The organism is Klebsiella sp. Sb-30 (assembly GCF_057652795.1).
Genome location: NZ_CM172749.1, coordinates 4,766,523 through 4,786,334, shown reverse-complemented (window position 1 = coordinate 4,786,334; position 19,812 = coordinate 4,766,523). Strand labels below are relative to the sequence as shown.

14 protein-coding genes and 1 tRNA gene are annotated in these 19,812 nt (G+C 50.7%); 5 read left to right on the top strand and 10 right to left on the bottom strand.

The window, feature by feature from the left end:
- Positions 1-230 precede the first annotated feature (230 nt).
- Positions 231-1,610 (top strand): glycoside-pentoside-hexuronide (GPH):cation symporter, encoded by a 1,380-nt coding sequence (locus AC236I_RS22370; protein WP_004857385.1) that lies wholly within the window; start codon positions 231-233, stop codon positions 1,608-1,610.
- Between the two features lie 12 nt (positions 1,611-1,622).
- On the top strand, positions 1,623-3,242 hold the full coding sequence (locus tag AC236I_RS22365) for a glycoside hydrolase family 43 protein (RefSeq protein ID WP_015585289.1): 1,620 nt from the start codon (positions 1,623-1,625) through the stop codon (positions 3,240-3,242).
- A 4-nt stretch (positions 3,243-3,246) separates the two neighbouring features.
- Here AC236I_RS22365 and AC236I_RS22360 read toward each other — a convergent pair whose 3' ends face one another.
- From AC236I_RS22360 to ahr, 7 genes are all read right to left on the bottom strand, one after another.
- Positions 3,247-4,005, bottom strand: a complete 759-nt coding sequence (locus AC236I_RS22360) for an IclR family transcriptional regulator (protein ID WP_004857393.1) — start codon at positions 4,003-4,005, stop codon at positions 3,247-3,249.
- A gap of 475 nt (positions 4,006-4,480) precedes the next feature.
- Complete coding sequence (locus AC236I_RS22355) at positions 4,481-5,791, bottom strand: ABC transporter substrate-binding protein (RefSeq protein ID WP_015585288.1); 1,311 nt, start codon at positions 5,789-5,791, stop codon at positions 4,481-4,483.
- Positions 5,784-6,857 (bottom strand): ABC transporter ATP-binding protein, encoded by a 1,074-nt coding sequence (locus AC236I_RS22350; protein WP_015585287.1) that lies wholly within the window; start codon positions 6,855-6,857, stop codon positions 5,784-5,786. Before AC236I_RS22350 ends, AC236I_RS22355 begins: the two co-directional genes overlap by 8 nt.
- Before the next feature lie 5 nt (positions 6,858-6,862).
- Positions 6,863-7,687 carry a phosphodiesterase gene (locus AC236I_RS22345; RefSeq protein ID WP_064359477.1) on the bottom strand — a complete coding sequence of 275 codons (825 nt, stop codon included), beginning with the start codon at positions 7,685-7,687 and terminating at the stop codon, positions 6,863-6,865.
- 10 nt (positions 7,688-7,697) lie between these two features.
- On the bottom strand, positions 7,698-8,585 hold the full coding sequence (locus tag AC236I_RS22340) for a carbohydrate ABC transporter permease (RefSeq protein ID WP_487608643.1): 888 nt from the start codon (positions 8,583-8,585) through the stop codon (positions 7,698-7,700).
- Positions 8,575-9,447 carry a carbohydrate ABC transporter permease gene (locus AC236I_RS22335; RefSeq protein WP_004857408.1) on the bottom strand — a complete coding sequence of 291 codons (873 nt, stop codon included), beginning with the start codon at positions 9,445-9,447 and terminating at the stop codon, positions 8,575-8,577. Before AC236I_RS22335 ends, AC236I_RS22340 begins: the two co-directional genes overlap by 11 nt.
- A 157-nt stretch (positions 9,448-9,604) precedes the next feature.
- Positions 9,605-10,624 carry an NADPH-dependent aldehyde reductase Ahr gene (ahr, locus tag AC236I_RS22330; RefSeq protein WP_015585286.1) on the bottom strand — a complete coding sequence of 340 codons (1,020 nt, stop codon included), beginning with the start codon at positions 10,622-10,624 and terminating at the stop codon, positions 9,605-9,607.
- 326 nt (positions 10,625-10,950) lie between these two features.
- On the opposite strand from ahr, the gene AC236I_RS22325 reads away from it, so the two are divergent.
- From AC236I_RS22325 to AC236I_RS22315, 3 genes are all read left to right on the top strand, one after another.
- Positions 10,951-11,035 (top strand) — tRNA-Leu (locus AC236I_RS22325).
- Positions 11,036-11,233: 198 nt separating this feature from the next.
- Entirely contained in the window at positions 11,234-12,493 is a 1,260-nt protein-coding gene (locus AC236I_RS22320) for a tyrosine-type recombinase/integrase (RefSeq protein ID WP_180553278.1), read from the top strand.
- A gap of 85 nt (positions 12,494-12,578) precedes the next feature.
- Positions 12,579-13,454, top strand: coding sequence for an HNH endonuclease (locus AC236I_RS22315; RefSeq protein ID WP_157721030.1), 876 nt, complete (start codon positions 12,579-12,581; stop codon positions 13,452-13,454).
- Positions 13,455-13,841: 387 nt separating this feature from the next.
- Here the strand turns inward: AC236I_RS22315 and AC236I_RS22310 are convergent, their stop codons facing one another.
- The 3 genes from AC236I_RS22310 to AC236I_RS22300 are packed head-to-tail and all read right to left on the bottom strand — an operon-like array spanning position 13,842 to position 19,683.
- On the bottom strand, positions 13,842-15,605 hold the full coding sequence (locus AC236I_RS22310) for a response regulator receiver domain (protein WP_219339507.1): 1,764 nt from the start codon (positions 15,603-15,605) through the stop codon (positions 13,842-13,844).
- A 4-nt stretch (positions 15,606-15,609) separates the two neighbouring features.
- Positions 15,610-18,612: an ATP-binding protein gene (locus AC236I_RS22305; RefSeq protein ID WP_088883495.1), complete on the bottom strand. Its 3,003-nt coding sequence runs from the start codon at positions 18,610-18,612 to the stop codon at positions 15,610-15,612.
- A gap of 12 nt (positions 18,613-18,624) precedes the next feature.
- Positions 18,625-19,683 carry a DNA cytosine methyltransferase gene (locus AC236I_RS22300; RefSeq protein WP_088883494.1) on the bottom strand — a complete coding sequence of 353 codons (1,059 nt, stop codon included), beginning with the start codon at positions 19,681-19,683 and terminating at the stop codon, positions 18,625-18,627.
- Positions 19,684-19,812: the final 129 nt, after the last annotated feature.

The following is a 19,812-nucleotide window of genomic DNA, read 5'->3' as shown; positions in this document are numbered from 1 at the left end:
GCCTTCCCTTTTTTATAACGATGGCAATCACAAAAACCAAAAAACATAATTCATAAATTAAAAATGACCATTGCCGTAAAAATGCACATCTTCTTACACTCTATTAACACGAAAACGTGAACAGTAAGCACACGTATAATGGGTGATTTCCTGACGTTGCAGCGGGTATGTATTCCCTTTTCAGGTCCCTGACGTTTGCGCCATTCCACTCATTGGGGTTGGGGATAAATATGCAATTAACCATGAAAGATAAAATCGGCTACGGGCTGGGCGATACCGCGTGCGGTTTCGTCTGGCAGGCGACGATGTTTCTGCTGGCCTATTTCTACACCGATGTGTTTGGCCTCTCCGCCGGTATTATGGGCACGCTGTTTTTGGTTTCCCGCGTGCTGGATGCCGTCACCGATCCGCTGATGGGGCTGCTGGTGGACCGCACCCGTACCCGCTACGGCCAGTTCCGCCCGTTCCTGCTGTGGGGCGCCATTCCGTTCGGCATCGTCTGTATGCTGACCTTCTACACGCCGGACTTTTCCGCGCAGGGCAAAATTATCTATGCCTGCGTGACCTATATTCTGCTGACGCTGGTCTACACCTTCGTTAACGTCCCCTATTGCGCGATGCCGGGGGTGATTACGGCGGATCCGAAAGAGCGCCATGCCCTGCAGTCGTGGCGTTTTTTCCTCGCGGCCGCGGGATCGCTGGCGATTAGCGGGATTGCGCTGCCGCTGGTGAGCATCATTGGCAAAGGCAACGAGCAGGTGGGTTACTTTGGCGCCATGTGCGTGCTCGGGCTGACCGGCGTCGTGCTGCTGTATGTGTGCTTCTTCACGACCAGAGAGCGCTATACCTTCGACGTGCAGCCGGGCGCATCGGTGGCGAAAGATCTTAAGCTGCTGTTCGGCAACACTCAGTGGCGAATCATGTGTGCTTTCAAAATGATGGCGACCTGCTCCAACGTGGTTCGCGGCGGGGCAACGCTCTACTTCGTGAAATACGTGATGGACCACCCGGAGCTGGCGATGCAGTTTCTGCTCTACGGCAGCATCGCCACCATGTTCGGTTCGCTGGCCTCTTCGCGCCTGCTCGGGCGCTTCGATCGGGTGAAGGCCTTTAAAGGGATTATCGTGGTCTATTCCCTGATTAGCCTGCTGATTTTCGTTACCCCGGCTGACTATATCGCGCTGATTTTCGCGCTCAACATCGTCTTCCTGTTCGTTTTCAACACCACCACGCCGCTGCAGTGGCTGATGGCCTCTGACGTAGTGGATTACGAAGAAAGCCGCAGCGGCCGCCGTCTCGACGGACTGGTTTTTTCCACCTATCTGTTCAGTCTGAAGATTGGCCTGGCCATTGGCGGCGCGGTGGTGGGCTGGATTCTGGCCTACGTGAACTACTCCGCCAGCAGCAGCGTGCAGCCGGTTGAGGTGCTAACCACCATCAAAATCCTGTTCTGCGTGGTGCCTGTGGTGCTCTATATCGGCATGTTCACCATGCTCTCACTCTACAAGCTGACCGATGCCCGGGTGGAGGCCATCAGCCAGCAGTTACGTCAACATCGCGCGGCGCAGGAAGAGGGCGTCCCTGCCGCCGCTGCCGCGACATCCCATTAAGCAGGAGGCAATATGTACACGATAACTAACCCGATTCTGACCGGTTTTAACCCGGATCCGTCAATGTGTCGCCAGGGCGAGGATTACTACATCGCCACCTCCACCTTCGAGTGGTTTCCGGGAGTGCGGATTTACCACTCGCGGGATTTGAAAAACTGGTCGCTGGTGAGCACGCCGCTGGATCGCGTGTCGATGCTGGATATGAAAGGCAACCCCGACTCCGGCGGGATCTGGGCGCCGTGTCTGAGCTACGCCGACGGGCTGTTCTGGCTGCTGTATACCGATGTGAAAATCGTCGACTCGCCGTGGAAAAACGGTCGCAACTATCTGGTCACCGCCCCCTCTATTGAGGGGCCGTGGAGTGAACCGATCGCGATGGGTAACGGCGGCTTTGACCCGTCGCTGTTTCACGATTCGGACGGGCGTAAATATTATATTTACCGCCCGTGGGGGCCGCGTCACCACAGTGACCCGCACTGTACGATCGTCCTGCAGGAGTATTTCCCGCAGACGCAGACCCTGTCGAAGACGCGAAAAACCCTGTTTACCGGCACGGCGCTGCGCTATACCGAAGGGGCCCATCTGTACCATAAAGAGGGCTGGTACTATCTGCTGGTGGCCGAAGGCGGCACCAGTTATGAACATGCGGTGGTGGTGCTCAGAGCGAAAAATATCGACGGGCCGTACGAACTGCATCCGGACGGGACGCTGATGACCAGCTGGCATCTGCCGGAAAATCCGCTGCAGAAAAGCGGCCACGGTTCGCTGCTGGAGACCCACACCGGCGAATGGTATATGGCCTATCTCACCAGCCGTCCGCAGCGCTTGCCCGGTGTGCCGCTGCTGGCCTCCGGCGGGCGCGGCTACTGCTCGCTGGGGCGGGAAACCGGCATCGCGCGCATCGCCTGGCACGACGGCTGGCCGTCGGTGGAAGGGGGAAAACACGCGCAGCTAAACGTGCCGGGGCCGCAAATGGCTGAAAGTCGTGTCGTGGCTGATGAGCGCTGGCGAGAAGAGTTCAACCGCCCGACGCTCAACCCGGAGCTGCAAACGCTGCGTATTCCCTTCGATGACACCTTAGGGTCGCTGAATGCCCGTCCCGGCTTTCTGCGCCTGTACGGCAACGATTCGCTCAACTCGACGTTCACCCAGTCCACCGTCGCCCGGCGCTGGCAGCACTTTGCCTTCCGCGCCGAAACGCGAATGGAGTTTGCCCCGCAGAATTTTCAACAGAGCGCCGGATTAACCTGTTATTACAACAGCAAAAACTGGAGCTACTGCTTCGTTGACTATGAAGAGGGACAGGGCAGAACCATTAAGGTGTTGCAGCTCGATCATAACGTGCCGTCGTGGCCGCTGCATGAACACCCGATCGCGGTACCGGATGCCGCGCAGAGCATATGGCTCCGGGTCGACGTCGACCATCTCGTCTATCGCTACAGCTACTCGTTTGACGGCGAGCAGTGGCACACCGTGCCGGTGGAATATGCCGCCTGGAAGCTGTCGGACGATTACATCGGCGGGCGCGGGTTCTTTACCGGCGCCTTTGTCGGCCTGCACTGCGAGGATATCAGCGGCGACGGCTGCTATGCGGACTTTGACTACTTCAGCTATGAGCCGGTAGTCGGATAACCCCTCAGGCCGGGTAGCCCAGCGCTTTCGATAGCTGGCGCCCGGCCTCTTCCAGCAAGGCGCGATAGCGCGCGAGCTCAGCCTCATCGACGCGAGAGGTGAGCGTTGACAGACTCAGTGCGGCAATGACCCGCGATTCATGGTTCCACACCGGTACCGCCACGCAGCGCACGCCCTGCTCATTCTCTTCGCTGTCCTGCGCATAGCCCTGGGCGCGGGTTTGCGCCAGCGCCGCCAGCAGCGCCTCGCGGGAGGTCAGCGTTGCGGGGGTAAACGGCGTGTACTGATAGCCTTCCAGCAGAGTATTTTGCTCCGCCTCGCTCAGCCAGGCGATCAGGACCTTACCGATCGCCGTTGCGTGGATGGGGAGCCGACGGCCGATGCGCGAGTAGGCGATAGCGGCGAGCCTGCCTTCGATTTTCTCGATGTAGACGCCTTCGTGGCCGTCAAGAATGCCGAGGTGAGTGGTCTGCCCGGTGCGCTGCGAGAGATCCGTCAGCCAGCTTTTCGCCTTCTGGCGAATATCCATCGTCCCTACGACAAAATGGCCGCGTTCAACCAGCTTCATGCCCAGGCGGTATTTGTCGTTTTCCGGATTCTGATCGATATAGCCGTGCAGCTGTAAGGTTTTGAGCAGCGAATGGAGGGTGCTTTTACTGAGGCCCATCTGTTTGCTGATATCGGTGATCTTCAGTTCCGTGGCTTGTTCGTTAAACAGGTCGAGGATCGTCAGGGCTCGTTCAACAGACTGAATAATAGGCATAATGCACGACTGCTCACGCTGGGGGGAAGGTGAAAACGTACCCTTTTTACGCTGAAAAATCAAACGGCTGGCGTGGAAAGGGCGAGCAATATCACCTCGGGGAGCAGGTTCCCGGGCGGCGGGGTAAACCCCTTGCCCGGGCTACGGTACGGCGCTGGTCAGTAACTCCGGTAAGCGTCACGCCAGCGGGAGGTTACGATACGGCGCTGGTCAGTAGCCCCGGTAAGCGTCACGCCAGCGGGAGGTTACGGTACGGCGCTGGTCTGTATCCCCGGTAAGCGTCGCGCCAGCGGGAGGTTACGGTACGGCGCTGGTCAGTAACTCCGGTAAGCGTCACGCCAGCGGGAGGTTACGGTACGGCGCTGGTCAGTAACTCCGGTAAGCGTCACGCCAGCGGGAGGTTACGGTACGGCGCTGGTCAGTAGCCCCGGTAAGCAGCGCGCCACCGGGGAGAGGCGCCGGAGCGACAAGGGGCTTACTTCACCTCAGCGAGGGCGGTTTTGTCGACGTACGGCTTCATCAGGGTATCGGCCTCTTTCTGCGCCGTCTGCACCGCCGCTTCCGGCGTCACTTTGGCATCGTTAACCACCGCCGCCAGCTGGTTCTCCATCGCTTTACGCACGGCAACGGTCTCCCAGGTGGAGTACCACGGATGGGCGTACTTCAGCTGCTCCAGAGCAATCGCCGCGCGCGGATCCTGCTGCAGATAGGCCTTCATCTCCGGCGTATCGTACGAGGCTTTGCGCGGCGAGAAGTAGCCGGTGAAGCGGCTCCATGCACCGTTGACCTGCGGGCTCACCAGATACGTCAGGAACTGATAGGCCGCTTTCTTCTGCGCGTCGTTGATACCTTTAAAGCTCACCAGGCTGGCGCCGCCGATCGGTACCGCACGCTGCTCTTTCGCCGGCAGCATCGCCACCCCGAGCTCAAAATCTTTGCTGTTCTCGCGCATAAAGCCCAGCGCGCCGGTGCTGAGCATCGCCATCCCGACCTTGCCGGAGAAGAAGCTGGCGCTGATCTGCTTCGAGTTGAGCACGCCGGAGGGCATCACTTTGTCTTTGTAGATCAGATCCTGCCAGAAGCGCAGCGCCCCGATGGTGGTCGGCGCGTTGTAGTAGACCTCGCCCGGATAGTCTTCGTTAAAGTATTTTCCGCCGTTGGCGCGTACCAGCGCCGAGAAGATCCAGCCGCCGTAGTCATCGTTGGTCGACGGCAGCATGATCCCCCATTGGCCTTTGCTCTCGTCGGTTAGCTTTTTGGCATCCGCCAGCAGCTCGGCCCAGGTCTGCGGCGGCTGCGCGATCCCGGCCCGATCGAACATCGTTTTGTTGTAGTAGAGGATCGGCGTCGAGTTATGGAACGGAATAGCGTAGGTGGTGCCCATCACCTGGGCGTTCTTATGCATTGCCGGCCAGAACTCCTTGACCAGGAAGTCCCCCGCTTTTTGATCGCCATACTGGAACAGATCGTCCATCGGCAGGATCTCATCCTTCAGCGCCAGATCGGTGGTGAAGTTGGCGGACATGATCACCAATGCCGGCGGCTGTCCGGCCTTCTGCGCCGATTCCGCTTTGATCTTGGTGGTGTCGTAGTTGCCGGTGAAGATCCCGCGCACTTCGACATCCTGCTGTGAATCGTTAAAGGCTTTGATGACGCGGGTCATCTCCATGGTCAGCTTGCCGTCTACCGGCGCCGGGAACATGAAATCGATCTTCTCTTTTGCCAGCGCCGCGCCGCTCAGCGCGAGGCTTAACCCAACCGCGAGAGCCGTCAGAGGTTTAAGCATGGTCAATCTCCTGGAGTAAATTGTGCTGTTGCTCAGCATGAAAAAGATGAATATCGGCAGGCGAGAAGCCGAGGATCAGCGTGTCGCCTTTCTCCGGTACCGCGCCGCGATGGCGGCGGCTAAAGCGCAGGGTGCCGATGGGGGTGCTGACGTGGAGCAGATAATCGGCTCCCATCAGTTCTCGTTGCAGGACGGTGGCACAGAGGCGCAGATGCCCCTCCTCCACGCGATCGCTGATATGTTCCGGACGAATGCCGAACCAGACCCGGGACTCGTCACGGTAGTGCGGCGGCAGCGGATGGCGCAGGTCGCCGAGCTGCACCTCGCCGTCGGCGCAGGGCAGCGACAGCAGATTCATCGCCGGTGAGCCGATAAACCCGGCAACGAACAGGTTGGCCGGATGGGCGTAGAGGTACTCCGGCCGCCCGACCTGCTGGACGTGGCCGCCGTTCATCACCACGATGCGATCGGCCATCGACATCGCCTCGGTCTGATCGTGGGTGACGTAGACGGTGCTGGTTTTTAGCTGCTGGTGGAGATCCATGATGCTGTCGCGTACTTCGCTGCGCAGACGCGCGTCGAGGTTGGAGAGCGGTTCGTCCATCAGGAACAGGCGCGGGTTGCGCACGATGGCGCGGGCCATCGCTACCCGCTGGCGCTGGCCGCCGGAGAGCTTCGCCGGCTTGCGGTCCAGCAGCGTTTCCAGCTGTAGCATCTGCGCCACTTTATCGACCCGCGGCTGCCAGCTGGCCTTATCTTCTTTCCGCACCTTCATGCCGAAGGTGATGTTGTCCTGCACCGACAGGTGCGGGAACAGGGCGTAGTTCTGGAAGATCATCGCGAAGTTGCGCTCGCGCGGCGACAGGGTGGTGATGTTCTGGTCGTGCAGCCAGATCTCGCCTTCGCTCACCGGCTCCAGCCCGGCCAGCAGGCGCAGCAGGGTGCTTTTGCCGCAGCCGGAGGGGCCGACCAGCACCACGAATTCGCCTTCGTGAATATCGAGGGAGAGGGCGTCGAGGGCCGGTTTACCGTCGAAACGCTTACTGATGTTTTGCAAACTAAGCATGAGAATTAACGCTCTTCCGTTGGGCAACTGATGTTTTCGTCATACAGCCACGGCCCGGCGTGGTGGGTCAGCGGGTGCTGGTAGCTGACCCACTGCTCGCCGACCTGGCGGTGCATCAGGCACGACGCCGGCGACAGGTCGTAGTACGGGCGACGGTCTTCGTGGAAATAGGGCACCTGATGGACGGTTCCCGGGATGGTGGAGATGATCGCCTGGCGATACTGGGTCAGGGTCAGACTATGGTTATGACCGCAGAAGATGCGCGTCAGGGAAGGGAAGCGCTCCACCAGCGCCAGCAGACGATGGCCGTTTTCGCAGGCGATGGGGTCCATCTGGGCATTGCCCAGCGGCAGCGGCGGGTGGTGCATAAACACCGTCGCCGGCTTATCGCCGCCGTCGAACAGCTGGGCCTCCAGCCATTTGATGGTTTCGTCGGTCAGCCAGCCGCTGGAGGTGCCGGCGCGGCTGGAGTCGATAAACAGCAGGCGGGTGGCGAAGTCGTCCACCGCGTAATGCATGTTCTGCGGGTCGCTGCCGAGCTGCGGGCACAGCGGATGCAGGTATTCGAGAAACAGGGCTTTATCGTCGTGATTGCCGGGGATCAGATACAGCGGATAGTTCAGGCTGCCGAGGATCTGGCGGGCAACCTCGTACTCCTGCGGGCGGCCGCAGTTGACGATATCGCCGCTGACCACCACCGCGTCCGGGCGCTCCGCCAGGGCGTTGAGCTGGGAGACCACGTCGGCATTGGCGGCGTTGACGTCGATAAAGCCGTACAGCTTCTGCCCGCGGCTGCGGAAATGGGTATCGGAAATCTGGGCTAACAGCATAGATAACTCCTTATTTGATCCCGGAGAAGCCGAAGCTTCGCAGGAACTGTTTCTGGAAAAGGATGAACGCCAGCATCAGCGGCAGGCAGACCATCAGCGTCCCGGCGCCGATGGTGCCCCACTGGCCGCCGGATTCGGCGCCCATGGCGAAGGAGACCAGCCCCACGGTCAGCACCTGCTTATCGGGATCGTTGAGCATCATTAGCGGCCACAGATACTCGTTCCAGTGGTAGGTAATGCTGACGGTGGCGAAGGCCAGCACCGACGGCCAGGACATCGGCAGCAGCACGCGGAACAGCACCTGCCACCAGCGGCAGCCCTCCATCAGCGCGGCTTCTTCCAGCTCTTTGGGGATGGCGAGGAACGCCTGGCGCATCAGGAACACGCCAAACGCCGAGGTGAAGTAGGGCATCATCACCCCGGTGAGGGTGTTGAGCAGGCCGAAGGTCTTCAGAGTCAGCATGTTCGGCACCATCATCACCACCGGCATGATCATCAGCTGGACCAGGAACAGCAGGAACAGGGTCTGCTTGCCGCGGAACTGGTGGTAGGCGAAGACATAGCCGGCGGTGGTGATGGTCAACAGCTGCACGAAGAAGGTGCCGAAGGTAAAAATAAGGGTGTTGGCGTAGAGGCTTAGCCAGTCGGCGCTGGCCCAGGCGTCGCGGAAGTTATCCAGCGTCAGCGGCAGGCGCGGCAGCAGGGAGGCCATATCCTCGCCGAAGGTGGTGGCGCTGAACGCGGTAGCCAGCATCCAGATAAACGGGCTGACCCACAGCAGAGCCAGGCAGCACATCAGCACGCTGAGGGTGAACGGCTGCGAGCGACGCAGGCGCAGCCACAGCGGTAGTGAGGCGACCGGCGAACGAACAACCAGCGGCGAGGCTTCAGCGCTCATAGTGGGCTCCTTTCTCCAGCAGTTTGAGGTTAAGCAGCGAGAAGGCGAACAGCCCGGCCAGCGTCAGGAAGGTGGCGGCGGAGGCTTTGCCGAGGTCGTGGGTATCCCACGCCAGATTCTGGATGTAGTAGAGCAGCACGGTGGTGGCATTATCCGGCCCGCCGCGGGTCATTACCGCCACGTGGTCAATCTGGGTGATGGAGTAGATCAGCGCGGTGGTGATCACGAAGCTCAGGGTCGGGCGCAGCAGCGGTAGCGTCACCTTAAAGAACACCTGGCTGCGGGTGGCGCCTTCCATGATCGCCGCTTCACGCGTTGAGGCCGGGATGCTCTGCAACCCGGCGAGGAAAAACAGCATGTAGTAGCCGGCGAACTTCCATACGCCGATCAACGCCAGCGCCAGCAGGGCGCTGTTGCTGCGCCCCAGCCAGTTGTTGTTCATCGGCCCGAACAGCTTCGCCAGATAGTGGTCGAGCAGGCCGAGCCCGGGCATAAAGATAAACAGCCACAGCGCGGCGGCGCTGACCATCGGGATAATCATCGGGAAGAAAAAGGCGGTGCGCAGCCAGCGGTTAACGCGGTGGTTTTCGCTCAGCGCGACGGCCAGCAGCAGGGCCAGCGTCACGCCGGGGACCACCGTCAGCAGGATATAGAGCAGGTTGTTGAGCAGCGACTGCCAGAAGACGTTATCGGCGAACAGGCGGACGAAGTTATCCAGCCCGACGAACGGCGCGTTGTCGCTGGCCATGCGGGTATCGAACAGGCTGTCGTACACCGAACGGCCCAGCGGGAACCAGGTAAACAGCAGTAAAAACAGCAGGGAGGGCGACAGTATCAGCCAGGGGAGCCAGGTTTTTCTCATGGTGGCAGACGTCTCGTTCAGGCGTTTATGGAAGCCCGGATTGTGAGAACGAATGACTGCAAGGGGATGGCGGGGAGATGACCGTTTAATGAACCTTCAGCGGGCGCCGGCTGAGGGAACAGGCCGGGCAGACGCGCCGCCCGGCGGATAAGGGGGGCTAGAAGTCGGCTTTCAGCACCACGCGATAGCGAGCTTTACCCTCGCGCACGTGTTTCAGCGCCTCGTTGATCTGCGACATCGGGAACAGCTCGGTAGTCGGGGCCACTTTGCTGCGTCCGGCAAACTTCATCAGCTTACGTAGTTCGGACGGGTTGCCGGTAGCTGAACCAGAAATGCTGCGGTCGCCGCCAATCAGGGTAAAGGCGGGAACCTGTAGCGGCTTCATCACCGCGCCGACGGTATGGAAGTTGCCGCCGTACGCCAGCGCTTCGAAGTACGGCTGCCATTCGAGATCCACCGCCACGGTGTTGATGATCAGATCGAACTGGCCGGCCAGCGCTTTTAGGGCTTCAGGATCGCGGCTGTTCACCACTCGATCGGCGCCCATCGCCAGCACTTCCTGCTCTTTTGCCGGACTGGAGCTGAAGGCAGTCACTTCGGCGCCCATGGCGCGCAGCAGCTTAATGGCGATATGGCCGAGGCCGCCGATACCAATGACGCCCACGCGGCTGGTGGCGGTGACGTGGTGCATCAGCAGCGGTTTAAAGACGGTGATCCCGCCGCACAGCATCGGGCCGGCGGATTCGATATCGATACTCTCCGGCAGCGGGATCACCCATTGCCAGTCGGCGCGCAGCTTATCGGCAAAGCCGCCGCGGTTGATGATGGTTGGCACCGAGCCTTCGAGGCAGTTGATCTGGTTGCCGCTGATACAGGCATCGCAGTGCCCGCAGCTGCGGGCCGTCCAGCCGATGCCCACCTTCTGGCCGACTTTCAGTCCTTTATCCTGTGCCGCGCTGCCCAGCGCCGCCACGCGGCCAATCACCTCATGGCCGGCAACCAGCGGATAGCTCGACATGCCCCATTCGTTGTCGATCATCGACAGGTCGGAGTGGCAGATGCCGCAGTATTCAACCTGTACTTCGACATCCTGCGGCAGCAGTTCGCCCGCGTCGTACTCCCACAGCGACAGATCGGCGCCCGCTTCTTTGGCGGCGTAGCTTTTAATTGTGCTCATCACGATTTCCTTGGTTTGGCGTAGATAAACAGAAAGTGTAGAGCATGGGGCGGGGCGACGCTTGGCAGAAGGAGGCAGGCAGATGGGGCAATCGAAGAGGGAAGGGGAAGGGGAAGGGGAAGGGGAAGGGGAAGGGGAAGGGGAAGGGGAAGGGGAAGGGGAGCGGGGTAAGCTTGCCGGGCAGGCGAAGGGGAAAATGTGACCTGAGACGCTCCTGAGCAGGCCGGGCGCTGTTTTTTTCGACACTTAGCGTGGCGGAGACACGCTGCTGCTTGCATGGCGGCCATCGACAGGTATAATCCACAACGTTTCCGTATCCCTTCAGTGCCGAAGTGGCGAAATCGGTAGACGCAGTTGATTCAAAATCAACCGTAGAAATACGTGCCGGTTCGAGTCCGGCCTTCGGCACCATCGGAACATCAATAGACGTCAACGGACGTCTTTTTTTGTGCCTGAAATCCAGTATCCGCAAGGCTTTCCTCGCTTTTCCACTCAACCTAAGTCAACCTGATTCAATCTACATCAACTTACTGATGCGGGTACAACTGCGGGTATATCCCGGTTCGATAATGTTTGTACCCACACAGAATCCTTGAAAGGATACTCATCATGGCTCTGAGTGATGTGAAGGTTCGTTCGGCTAAGCCTGAAGCAAAAGCCTATAAACTAACTGACGGTGAAGGCATGGTTTTGCTGGTTCACCCTAACGGTTCCAAATACTGGCGGCTTCGTTATCGTTTTGGCGGTAATGAGAAGATGCTGGCGCTGGGGAAATACCCTGAAGTCTCGCTGGCCGATGCCAGAGGTCGCCGGGATGAAGCCCGTAAGTTGTTAGCTAACGGCGTCGATCCTAGTGAGAACAAGAAAGCTGTTAAGGCAGAGCATGAGCAAGAGACGATAACGTTTGAAGTGGTAGCCAGAGAGTGGCACGCCAGCAATCAGAAGTGGTCTGCATCGCATAGCGCTCGTGTATTGAAAAGCCTCGAAGATAATCTCTTTGCTGCTATCGGTAAGCGGAACATTGCTGATCTGAAGACTCGGGATCTGCTTGTCCCCATCAAAGCGGTGGAGTCGTCTGGGCGTCTCGAAGTCGCTGCTCGTTTGCAGCAGCGTACTACCGCGATTATGCGCTTTGCTGTACAGAGTGGGTTAATCGACTACAACCCCGCTCAAGAGATTGCTGGTGCGGTTGCTACGGCGAAAAGACAGCATCGTGCTGCTCTGGAACTTAACCGCATTCCTGAATTGCTTCAACGCATCTATCACTATTCTGGCAGGCCGTTAACCCGACTGGCGGTTGAACTCACATTGTTAGTTTTCATCCGTTCAAGCGAGTTGTGTTTTGCTCGCTGGTCAGAAGTGGATTTTGATACTGCCATGTGGACGATTCCGGGAGAACGTGAGCCACTGGAGGGAGTTAAGCATTCTCAGCGTGGTTCGAAGATGCGGACTCCACATCTTGTACCCTTATCTCGACAAGCTCTCACCATTCTGGAAAAGATCAAAAGCATGAGTGGAAACCGTGAGCTGATCTTCGTTGGTGATCACGATCCGCGTAAGCCAATGAGTGAGAATACGCTTAACAAGGCCTTGCGAGTGATGGGCTATGACACGAAAACGGAAGTGTGTGGGCATGGTTTCAGGACGATGGCGTGTAGTTCTTTGATTGAATCGGGATTGTGGTCGAGGGATGCAGTAGAGCGGCAGATGAGTCATCAGGAACGTAGCTCAGTACGGGCGGCTTATATCCATAAGGCGGAACATCTTGGGGAGCGAAGGTTGATGCTGCAGTGGTGGGCTGATTATCTGGATGCGAATCGAGAGAGGGGGATAAGTCCGTTTGACTATGCAAAAAAGAACACTGGATAAGGATTTATTTTAATAAAATATGTTTTTCGGTTTATTGCTAGTTATTAACATTAGACTATTTGATGTTTACTTTAAGGGTTTTATAATGAAAGTTATTTCTGAGGATAATAAAGAGCTTAATGCTACAGTTTCTATAACAACTTTAGATGGAGTATTCGGATTAGTACTTGAATCAAGGGGAGGAGCAAAAGGTAAAAGTAATGAGAGAAATTCCGATTATACAATTGCGTTAGATGCCATATTATCCAGACTTCAGATTTGCAATGTTGAATATATAGAAGTGACATTAGTATCATCAAAATCAATTAACACGTGGTCTGCAAGAGAAAGGGTTTTAATAATTGATGGTGAATCTCAAATAGATATCCGTAACTATGACATACTCACTTTAAGAAGGAAAATAAGTCACGCTCTGCAATCGTTTAAGTCCAATATAAATGCTAAAGGCGGGAATGGGACAAAAAGAATACTGATCAATACATCTTTAAATAGCAGTGAATGGTTGTCAATAATTCATGGGGATTCTATGGAAAACAATTTTTCTAAAATAGGATTCAATATTGATGAAATAGATGCTAAGAGAGAGGTGGCTAATAGATTAGTCTCAATAAGACGTGGTCAAGCATCATTTAGAAAAAATTTGCTATTGGCTTATGAAGGTCGATGCGCTATAAGTGGCACAATGGTTGTTGAAACTCTTCAGGCTGCACATATCTATCCGTACATGGGGCAGGCAACGAATGAGGTAAGTAATGGATTATTATTGCGTGCAGATTTACATCTTTTATTCGACATGGGGCTTATTTACCTGAATAATGATTTTACAGTAAGCGTTTCGGAAAAGTTAAATAAATCAGAGTACTACTTTTATGATGGTAAGAAAATTTATTTGCCTGCTATTAAGCATCAACACCCAAGCCAATTGGCATTAAAAGAACGCAGCAGGTTATTTAACGTTTGAATAGTTTCTTGATTTAAATGTTCATTTTTAAAGGATAACTTTTTACATGTGATTCCAGTATTTGCGTGGTGTAATTTAAGCCCAATGTGAAAGCTTTATAATATTAGATATAGTCTTTTAGATTGAGAAGGGGACTACTAATTATTCTTTATTTTTTATGTGATAATTGTTTTTAAGTGATGCTAAAAAAATAATATAATAAGCTATGAATGTATATATACCTGTCATACTTCAAGTTGCATGTTGCCCGTGTAGCTTCATGCTCATAAGGCTTGGTCTGCATTGTTGCTTGAGCATGCAACTTCAAGTTTATTGGGTATACAAAGTAAATTCTCTTGTTTACCTTAATAAGCCCTCCAGCTATAAATATGCCTGGAGGGCTGAGGGTTATGCAATACTTATAGATGAGCTTAAACGCAACCATTCATTTGTATCTAGACCAATTCGAGAAATACTTGCAGCCACCTGATTTGATATTGCTTGGGCAACATTATTTTTAAGCTCACCAACCCAAAATAGTTCCTCAATGCCTCCACTTTCTTTTTTACACTGAATTATATATTCATTGCTACCGGCTTGGTTAGAAGCTTTTACTGTACGGGTGGTTTTGTTGCGTTTAAGATCAAATTTGCGGATACATTGAGTTGAGCATCTAGCCATCAGACGAATATTTTCACCAGTTTTTGATTGGATCACATGGGTGAACTTCCCTGTCGGCTCTTTAACTTCTTTAACTGCAAGGAAAAGAAAACTCGCATCTGAACTTAGACGGACGCTGTCACACAATGGTTGTAAACAAATATAATACTTACCTTTTTTATCTTTTATTATTGAACCGAGTTTAATATTTGGAGCATATGCTAAATTCGTAAGAGAGAGGCCGTCACGACGCTTACACTCAATAATTGATAACTTTTCATGGCTATCGATAGTCCCATTTTTTAAATTTACTTGAATTCTATTTCTTTCAAAAAAGCTGAGAGAATCTTGACCCTTACTAATTATTTTGGGTTCAGACTGTAGTATCGCGTCAATTTGTTCATTCTCTGTGGCTTCAATAAGTTCTTTCATTCTACATGAGCCAACTTTTCCCGATTCATCTCCGACTACAATCTCGAAGAAATCATCGTCATTTTCCATATTTATATGACTAAGCCAGTCTATTATTCTATTTTTTTCTAAGCTTAACTTTAAGGGGTGGCTTATTTGAATCATGGATTTTAATTCTTCAGCTATTAATTCAGCTGCATAATCAAGAGCAACTTCTTCAGCATTTTCTCTAACTTTTGGTGACGATAGCAATCCAATTACGTGCGACAAATAAGCAGGGTCTAAATCTCTACTAAAAGTATGAAGAATATGATGGGTTTTATCTCTCAATTCGCTAAGTGTGGATAAGGTTGCATTGGGTAAAAGTCCGATGGTTAGTTCGGTAAATAATGAGACGACTTCTTCTCGTAACTCTTTTGCGGTTGTTTTCTTTTCTATGACAGTAATTTGACAGAATTCTAAATCTGCATTATCAAAATTAATGTTATTTTCATTCGTTAATACACTGAAATCTACGCTCTGTAATGTTTGTGCAATATTTCCAGTAATTTCTGCGATATTCGGTTCTGCGGTGTAGATCACAATTAGTCTTAATCTTCCATGCTGACTTTTATCATGTTGTAATATTTTTAAAATACTTGCCTTAGCTAAGCTTCCGATTTCAGCACCAAAGTTTTCATCCATGCGCCAATCAAGAATTGTAGCATCTACACGTTTTGCACTCAGTGTGATATTCTCAGCTGCATCTTCAATTGTCTTGAATCTATGGACGTCAGGAATAAAACCACTACAATTTATTCCATATTCAGCGAAAGCTAAAGATAGGTCTTGATAATCTAAATTATGAACTTCTTTTTCTAATCTATCCCTAATTGTAGACGAAGCGAGGCTAATATTTGCCACACCTAAACCACTATCCTCCTCACTTGAACCACTTTCTTCCTCGCCAAAAGCAAAGGGGTCTTTATTAGCAGCAGAGGCTACCTCTTCCTTATTAGATATAGCATTACCAAAAAACAACTTATCATCAATTGCAATTACGTTACTCAAAAAGCTCTTAACAATACTTTGTGAGGTTTCAAAAAATAATCCTGTACGCACAATATCACTCCACATCAATGTCGTTATGTTCGTTTTTTACAATCCGGAAAACTGCACCTGTATTGGGATCATATGGGTCAAGAGAGAGTTCAAAATCTTCGCGTGTAAGGGTTTGATGGGCGATATAAAGACCCATACCTTGTCCACCCAACCGACGGCTAAATCCAAATTCAAATACATTTTGTTGGTCAATTGTCGGAATACCTGGGCCGGAGTCTTTGATAAGAAAACCATTAACACACGAATCGAGAGTAATCGTTTTTTGTCCTGAGCTTTTTGCTACCCAATAGATGGCATTGTCAATAAGGTTGATAAATACTGGATATATAGTAGAAGTAAAAGTAACTACACTTTGGTTATAAAAATCTTCAGTGAAATTAATAACAATTTGCTCTTTTTCTAAACGTTCTTCAAAGACAGAAATAATAAATTCACTAATAGCTTTGCCAGTTATGAGTGTACGCCTACGCCCAGTCTGTCTTGTTAATGGAATTAGGGTTTTTATATATGCATCAAGATGATCAAATCCGATGCGAACTCTATCATAAATTATTTTAAATCTTTCGTTGCGAGCTGCAAAAGGCTGCATTTCATTTAAAGCCCGACGAAGTGATAAAATATTGCTATTAAATTCATGTCCAAGAATACCAAGAGCCATTCCTAATTGAGCAAGATGTAAATTTTTGTCATGTTGTTCACGTAAAAGCTCGTATTCAGTTTCTAAAATAGAAACTAACTCGGTAGAAGACGTAGTATTTTGGTCAGTACCTTCTTTTGCTGCTTCGAGTCTATCGATTATGAGGTTTACATTATCTAATATTGCTTTTGAAGAATTATCTATTCTTGATTCTAAATCAGTTTTCAACTTATAGAGTTGTTCTGTTGTGACGCCTTGAAAACTGGTTGAATTGAAATCTTTAAAAACTTCAGCTGTCTTCTGTTTAGACTGTTGCCTGCTTTGATTTAGTAGCTGTCGTGCTTGTTGTTGCAGTTCCTCAAGCACCTTATTAGCTTTATTATATGCATCATTAAGTTGTTTTCTTTGAGATTCTTCAAGTAAAGAAAGAGAATCATTAAAACGATGCCGTAAACCTGTCCTGTCACCAAATCGATCTTCGTAGTCTACTAATCTAGCACCAATATCTGCCTTACATCTTTCAATGTTAATAACGATTTCATTTTTCTTAACTTGGTATAGATCCCAACGATCAGCTAGTTCTTTATTTAATCCAACGCCAGATGGTTTGGTAATCTCGATACTTTCTAGTAATCTTCCGAACTCGTTAAGTCTAATTTTCTCCACATTAAAAGCAAGGTCATCAACTGATAAGTTTTTAGGATCAAAATTTTCGAAAACTGATTGTGATTTTTCTTTTAAAATTTGAATTTCTTTTTCGAAATTACCATTATCAAGCTTCGTAAAGAAATTATCGAGAGAAGCCGAAAAACGTTTTCGTTTAGAAGCCTTGTAGCTTTCGCGTTTTTTAATTAATTCATTTTCACGTTGTTGGCGCGCTCTTGTTTCTATAAATGTTGCTGACTGGTCACCTTTATCGTTAAAGTAATCCGCCGCGACCTGAATAAAAAAATTCTCCAAAATGGCTTTGAATTGCTTATATGCTTTATTCTCGATGAAGCCTTCTCGCCCTGCCTTTTCTCTCAGTTCAGCATTGTTTGATTTAGTTAATTCTATTGCTCCAAACATTCTTCGGTATGAGAAAAAATATTCAGACATGCTTTTAGAACGACGTTGCTCAATACGAAGGAAATCAACGTCTGAATCACCATATGGTAAAATACGTATGCCGTCCCTGTAGACATACAACCCTCCCATTCTGTCAGTTTTATCTCTCAGTTCTCTCCATGTTTCTGGAGGAATTTTTGTATCTCTTTGGAGGCCTTGCAAATAAGCTAAGTTAAGTCGAAATGATCCACATAATGTTTCTTTGTTACTGCCTTCAGGCCATGGGATAATTACATTTTTTTCTTCACCATAGATTCTTATCGTTCCTGAAAACTGTCCGAATTCGTTGAATACACCATTAAAGTGATGATCAGCAATAGCAAACTCATCTGGTGTAAAAAAAACAGATTCACTGATTCTATCAATACACTCACCATGTAAAGTATGATCCCGAAAACGAGCCATAATCGGAGGATGCGAATTTTCGTACATTGTATTCGTGAAACCTAGCAATGATTTCTCAAGTCTTGAAGATTGATCTGTGCGTCTAGTAGTATTAAGCGTCTCAATATCATCGGCTAAAATTTCATCTACAGGTGTTATAATGAAATGGGTTCCCCCTCGATTGCCTTTTAGAGAAAGATGATCACGCTTTAGGTTAAGGTTATCATCGAGACTATTTAAACTAGCATCCCAGAATTCTGGGTCATAGTTGAACTGTTCTAGTTGCGATATAATTAAATCAATTTTTTTCTGTGAAATTTTACCTTTTAAGTTTAATACATTTTCTTTTGCTTCTTGTATGAGCTTTTCGACATGTGATTTATAAAGAAATTCATTTTGAGCAATTTCTATTATTGGAATGTTAATATCTTCTAAATTTAACTTTGGTAAAGAAAAAAGTGTCCAATTGACAAAGGCTGCGACAATTTTACCGCTGACTCCGTTCCTGCGTGAACGAGTTATTACCATTACCTGGGGGCCAATTGAAGCGATAGCTAATCGACCAATACCTTTTTCTCCCATAATAGGCCGAGACTGCTTAGATGTATCAACTTCTGGCATATCGATACTATCTTCATCGATTAGTTTACTATCAGTACCGATAGTGAGCCAGCGCTCCTCAAACTCTTCCTTAGTCATCCCAAGGCCATCATCACGTAAAATTAATAAGTTTTTTTTCCGTATATAATCTACTTCAACATTATCTGCATAGGCATCATGAGCATTTTTAAACAGTTCACTTAATGCGGTGGGAATACCGGCGATCTGTTGTCTGCCAAGCATGTCAAGAGCACGAGCTTTAGTTCTAATATTTGCCATATAAACATCGGGTCAACTATCCCCGGTCTCCTTGTAAAATTTAGCCTGTTTGAGAATTGCTTCTGCAAAACACTGTGCCAAAAGTACTGGAACGGCATTACCTATTTGTTTAGACTTTGAAATATTGCTCCCCTCGAAAATAAAATTTTTGGGGAAAGTCTGCAGACAGGCTGCCTCTCGAAACGTAATAGCACGATTTTGAGTGATATCAGGGTGTCCAAATCTGCCATTTGAAATGCTTGTACACTTGGTTGTTAGAGTTTTACATGGCATATCCCACCTCATTCTGCCATAAACGTCAGTATGGCCGTTATAGTTTCGATGGCAATTTAGCCACAAGTGGTCAGGCCAATTTCTTCGATCTCCGCCTTCTGGAGTGTGCTGAAGGCGTTCTATATTGATGGGAGTAATGACAGCAGCAATATGCAGTGGGTCATCTTGGCTGCATTCACCCGCTTGTAAACTGGGTAGGTCACCAATGTAGTCTCTGACTGTTGCGAATGGCTTTTCTTCGTGACCGTGTGTTGGTGCCGGGAAATCAGGATATCCACCCAATTTAGCAAGAACAACCAAGCGTTTCCTTTGTTGAGGAACACCGTAAAATTCACTAGATACTACTTTAAAATCATATTGATAGCCAAATCGGCCAATGAAATGCAGAAAATCTGCAAAAGGACCATTTTCTGCAATTTTGACACTTTGAATGCCTGGAACATTTTCAATAAAAATGAAGGCGGGGCGGAATGCTCTTATGAAGCGCTTGGTTTCTCCTAGAAGAGTTCTGCGTTTATCATCTACATTTCGAGTTTTGTTCTGTGAAGAGAATGGTTGGCAAGGCGCACAAGCACAGAATACTAGTTGTGCACTATCTCTTTCTGGCACTAACTTGGCAACATCCCGTATCTTGATATTTCTGATATCATCACGAATAAAATTTGTTTGAGGAAAGTTAGCTTTATAGCTGGCTTCAGCGCTTTCGTCGAAGTCGATACCTAAGGCGATATCAAACCCGGCCAGTTCAAAACCTTTACTGGCTCCACCGCACCCGCAGAAAAAGTCTATGACCCTCATTGATAAAACTCGTCCTCTTAACTCATTGATTTTTAAATAATTAAATTTTTTAGTGGTTATGAAAATTACATTATATGTTGTCTCTGTCTGATTGTAACCCTTTTGACCTGCCCCCGGGATTAGATACAA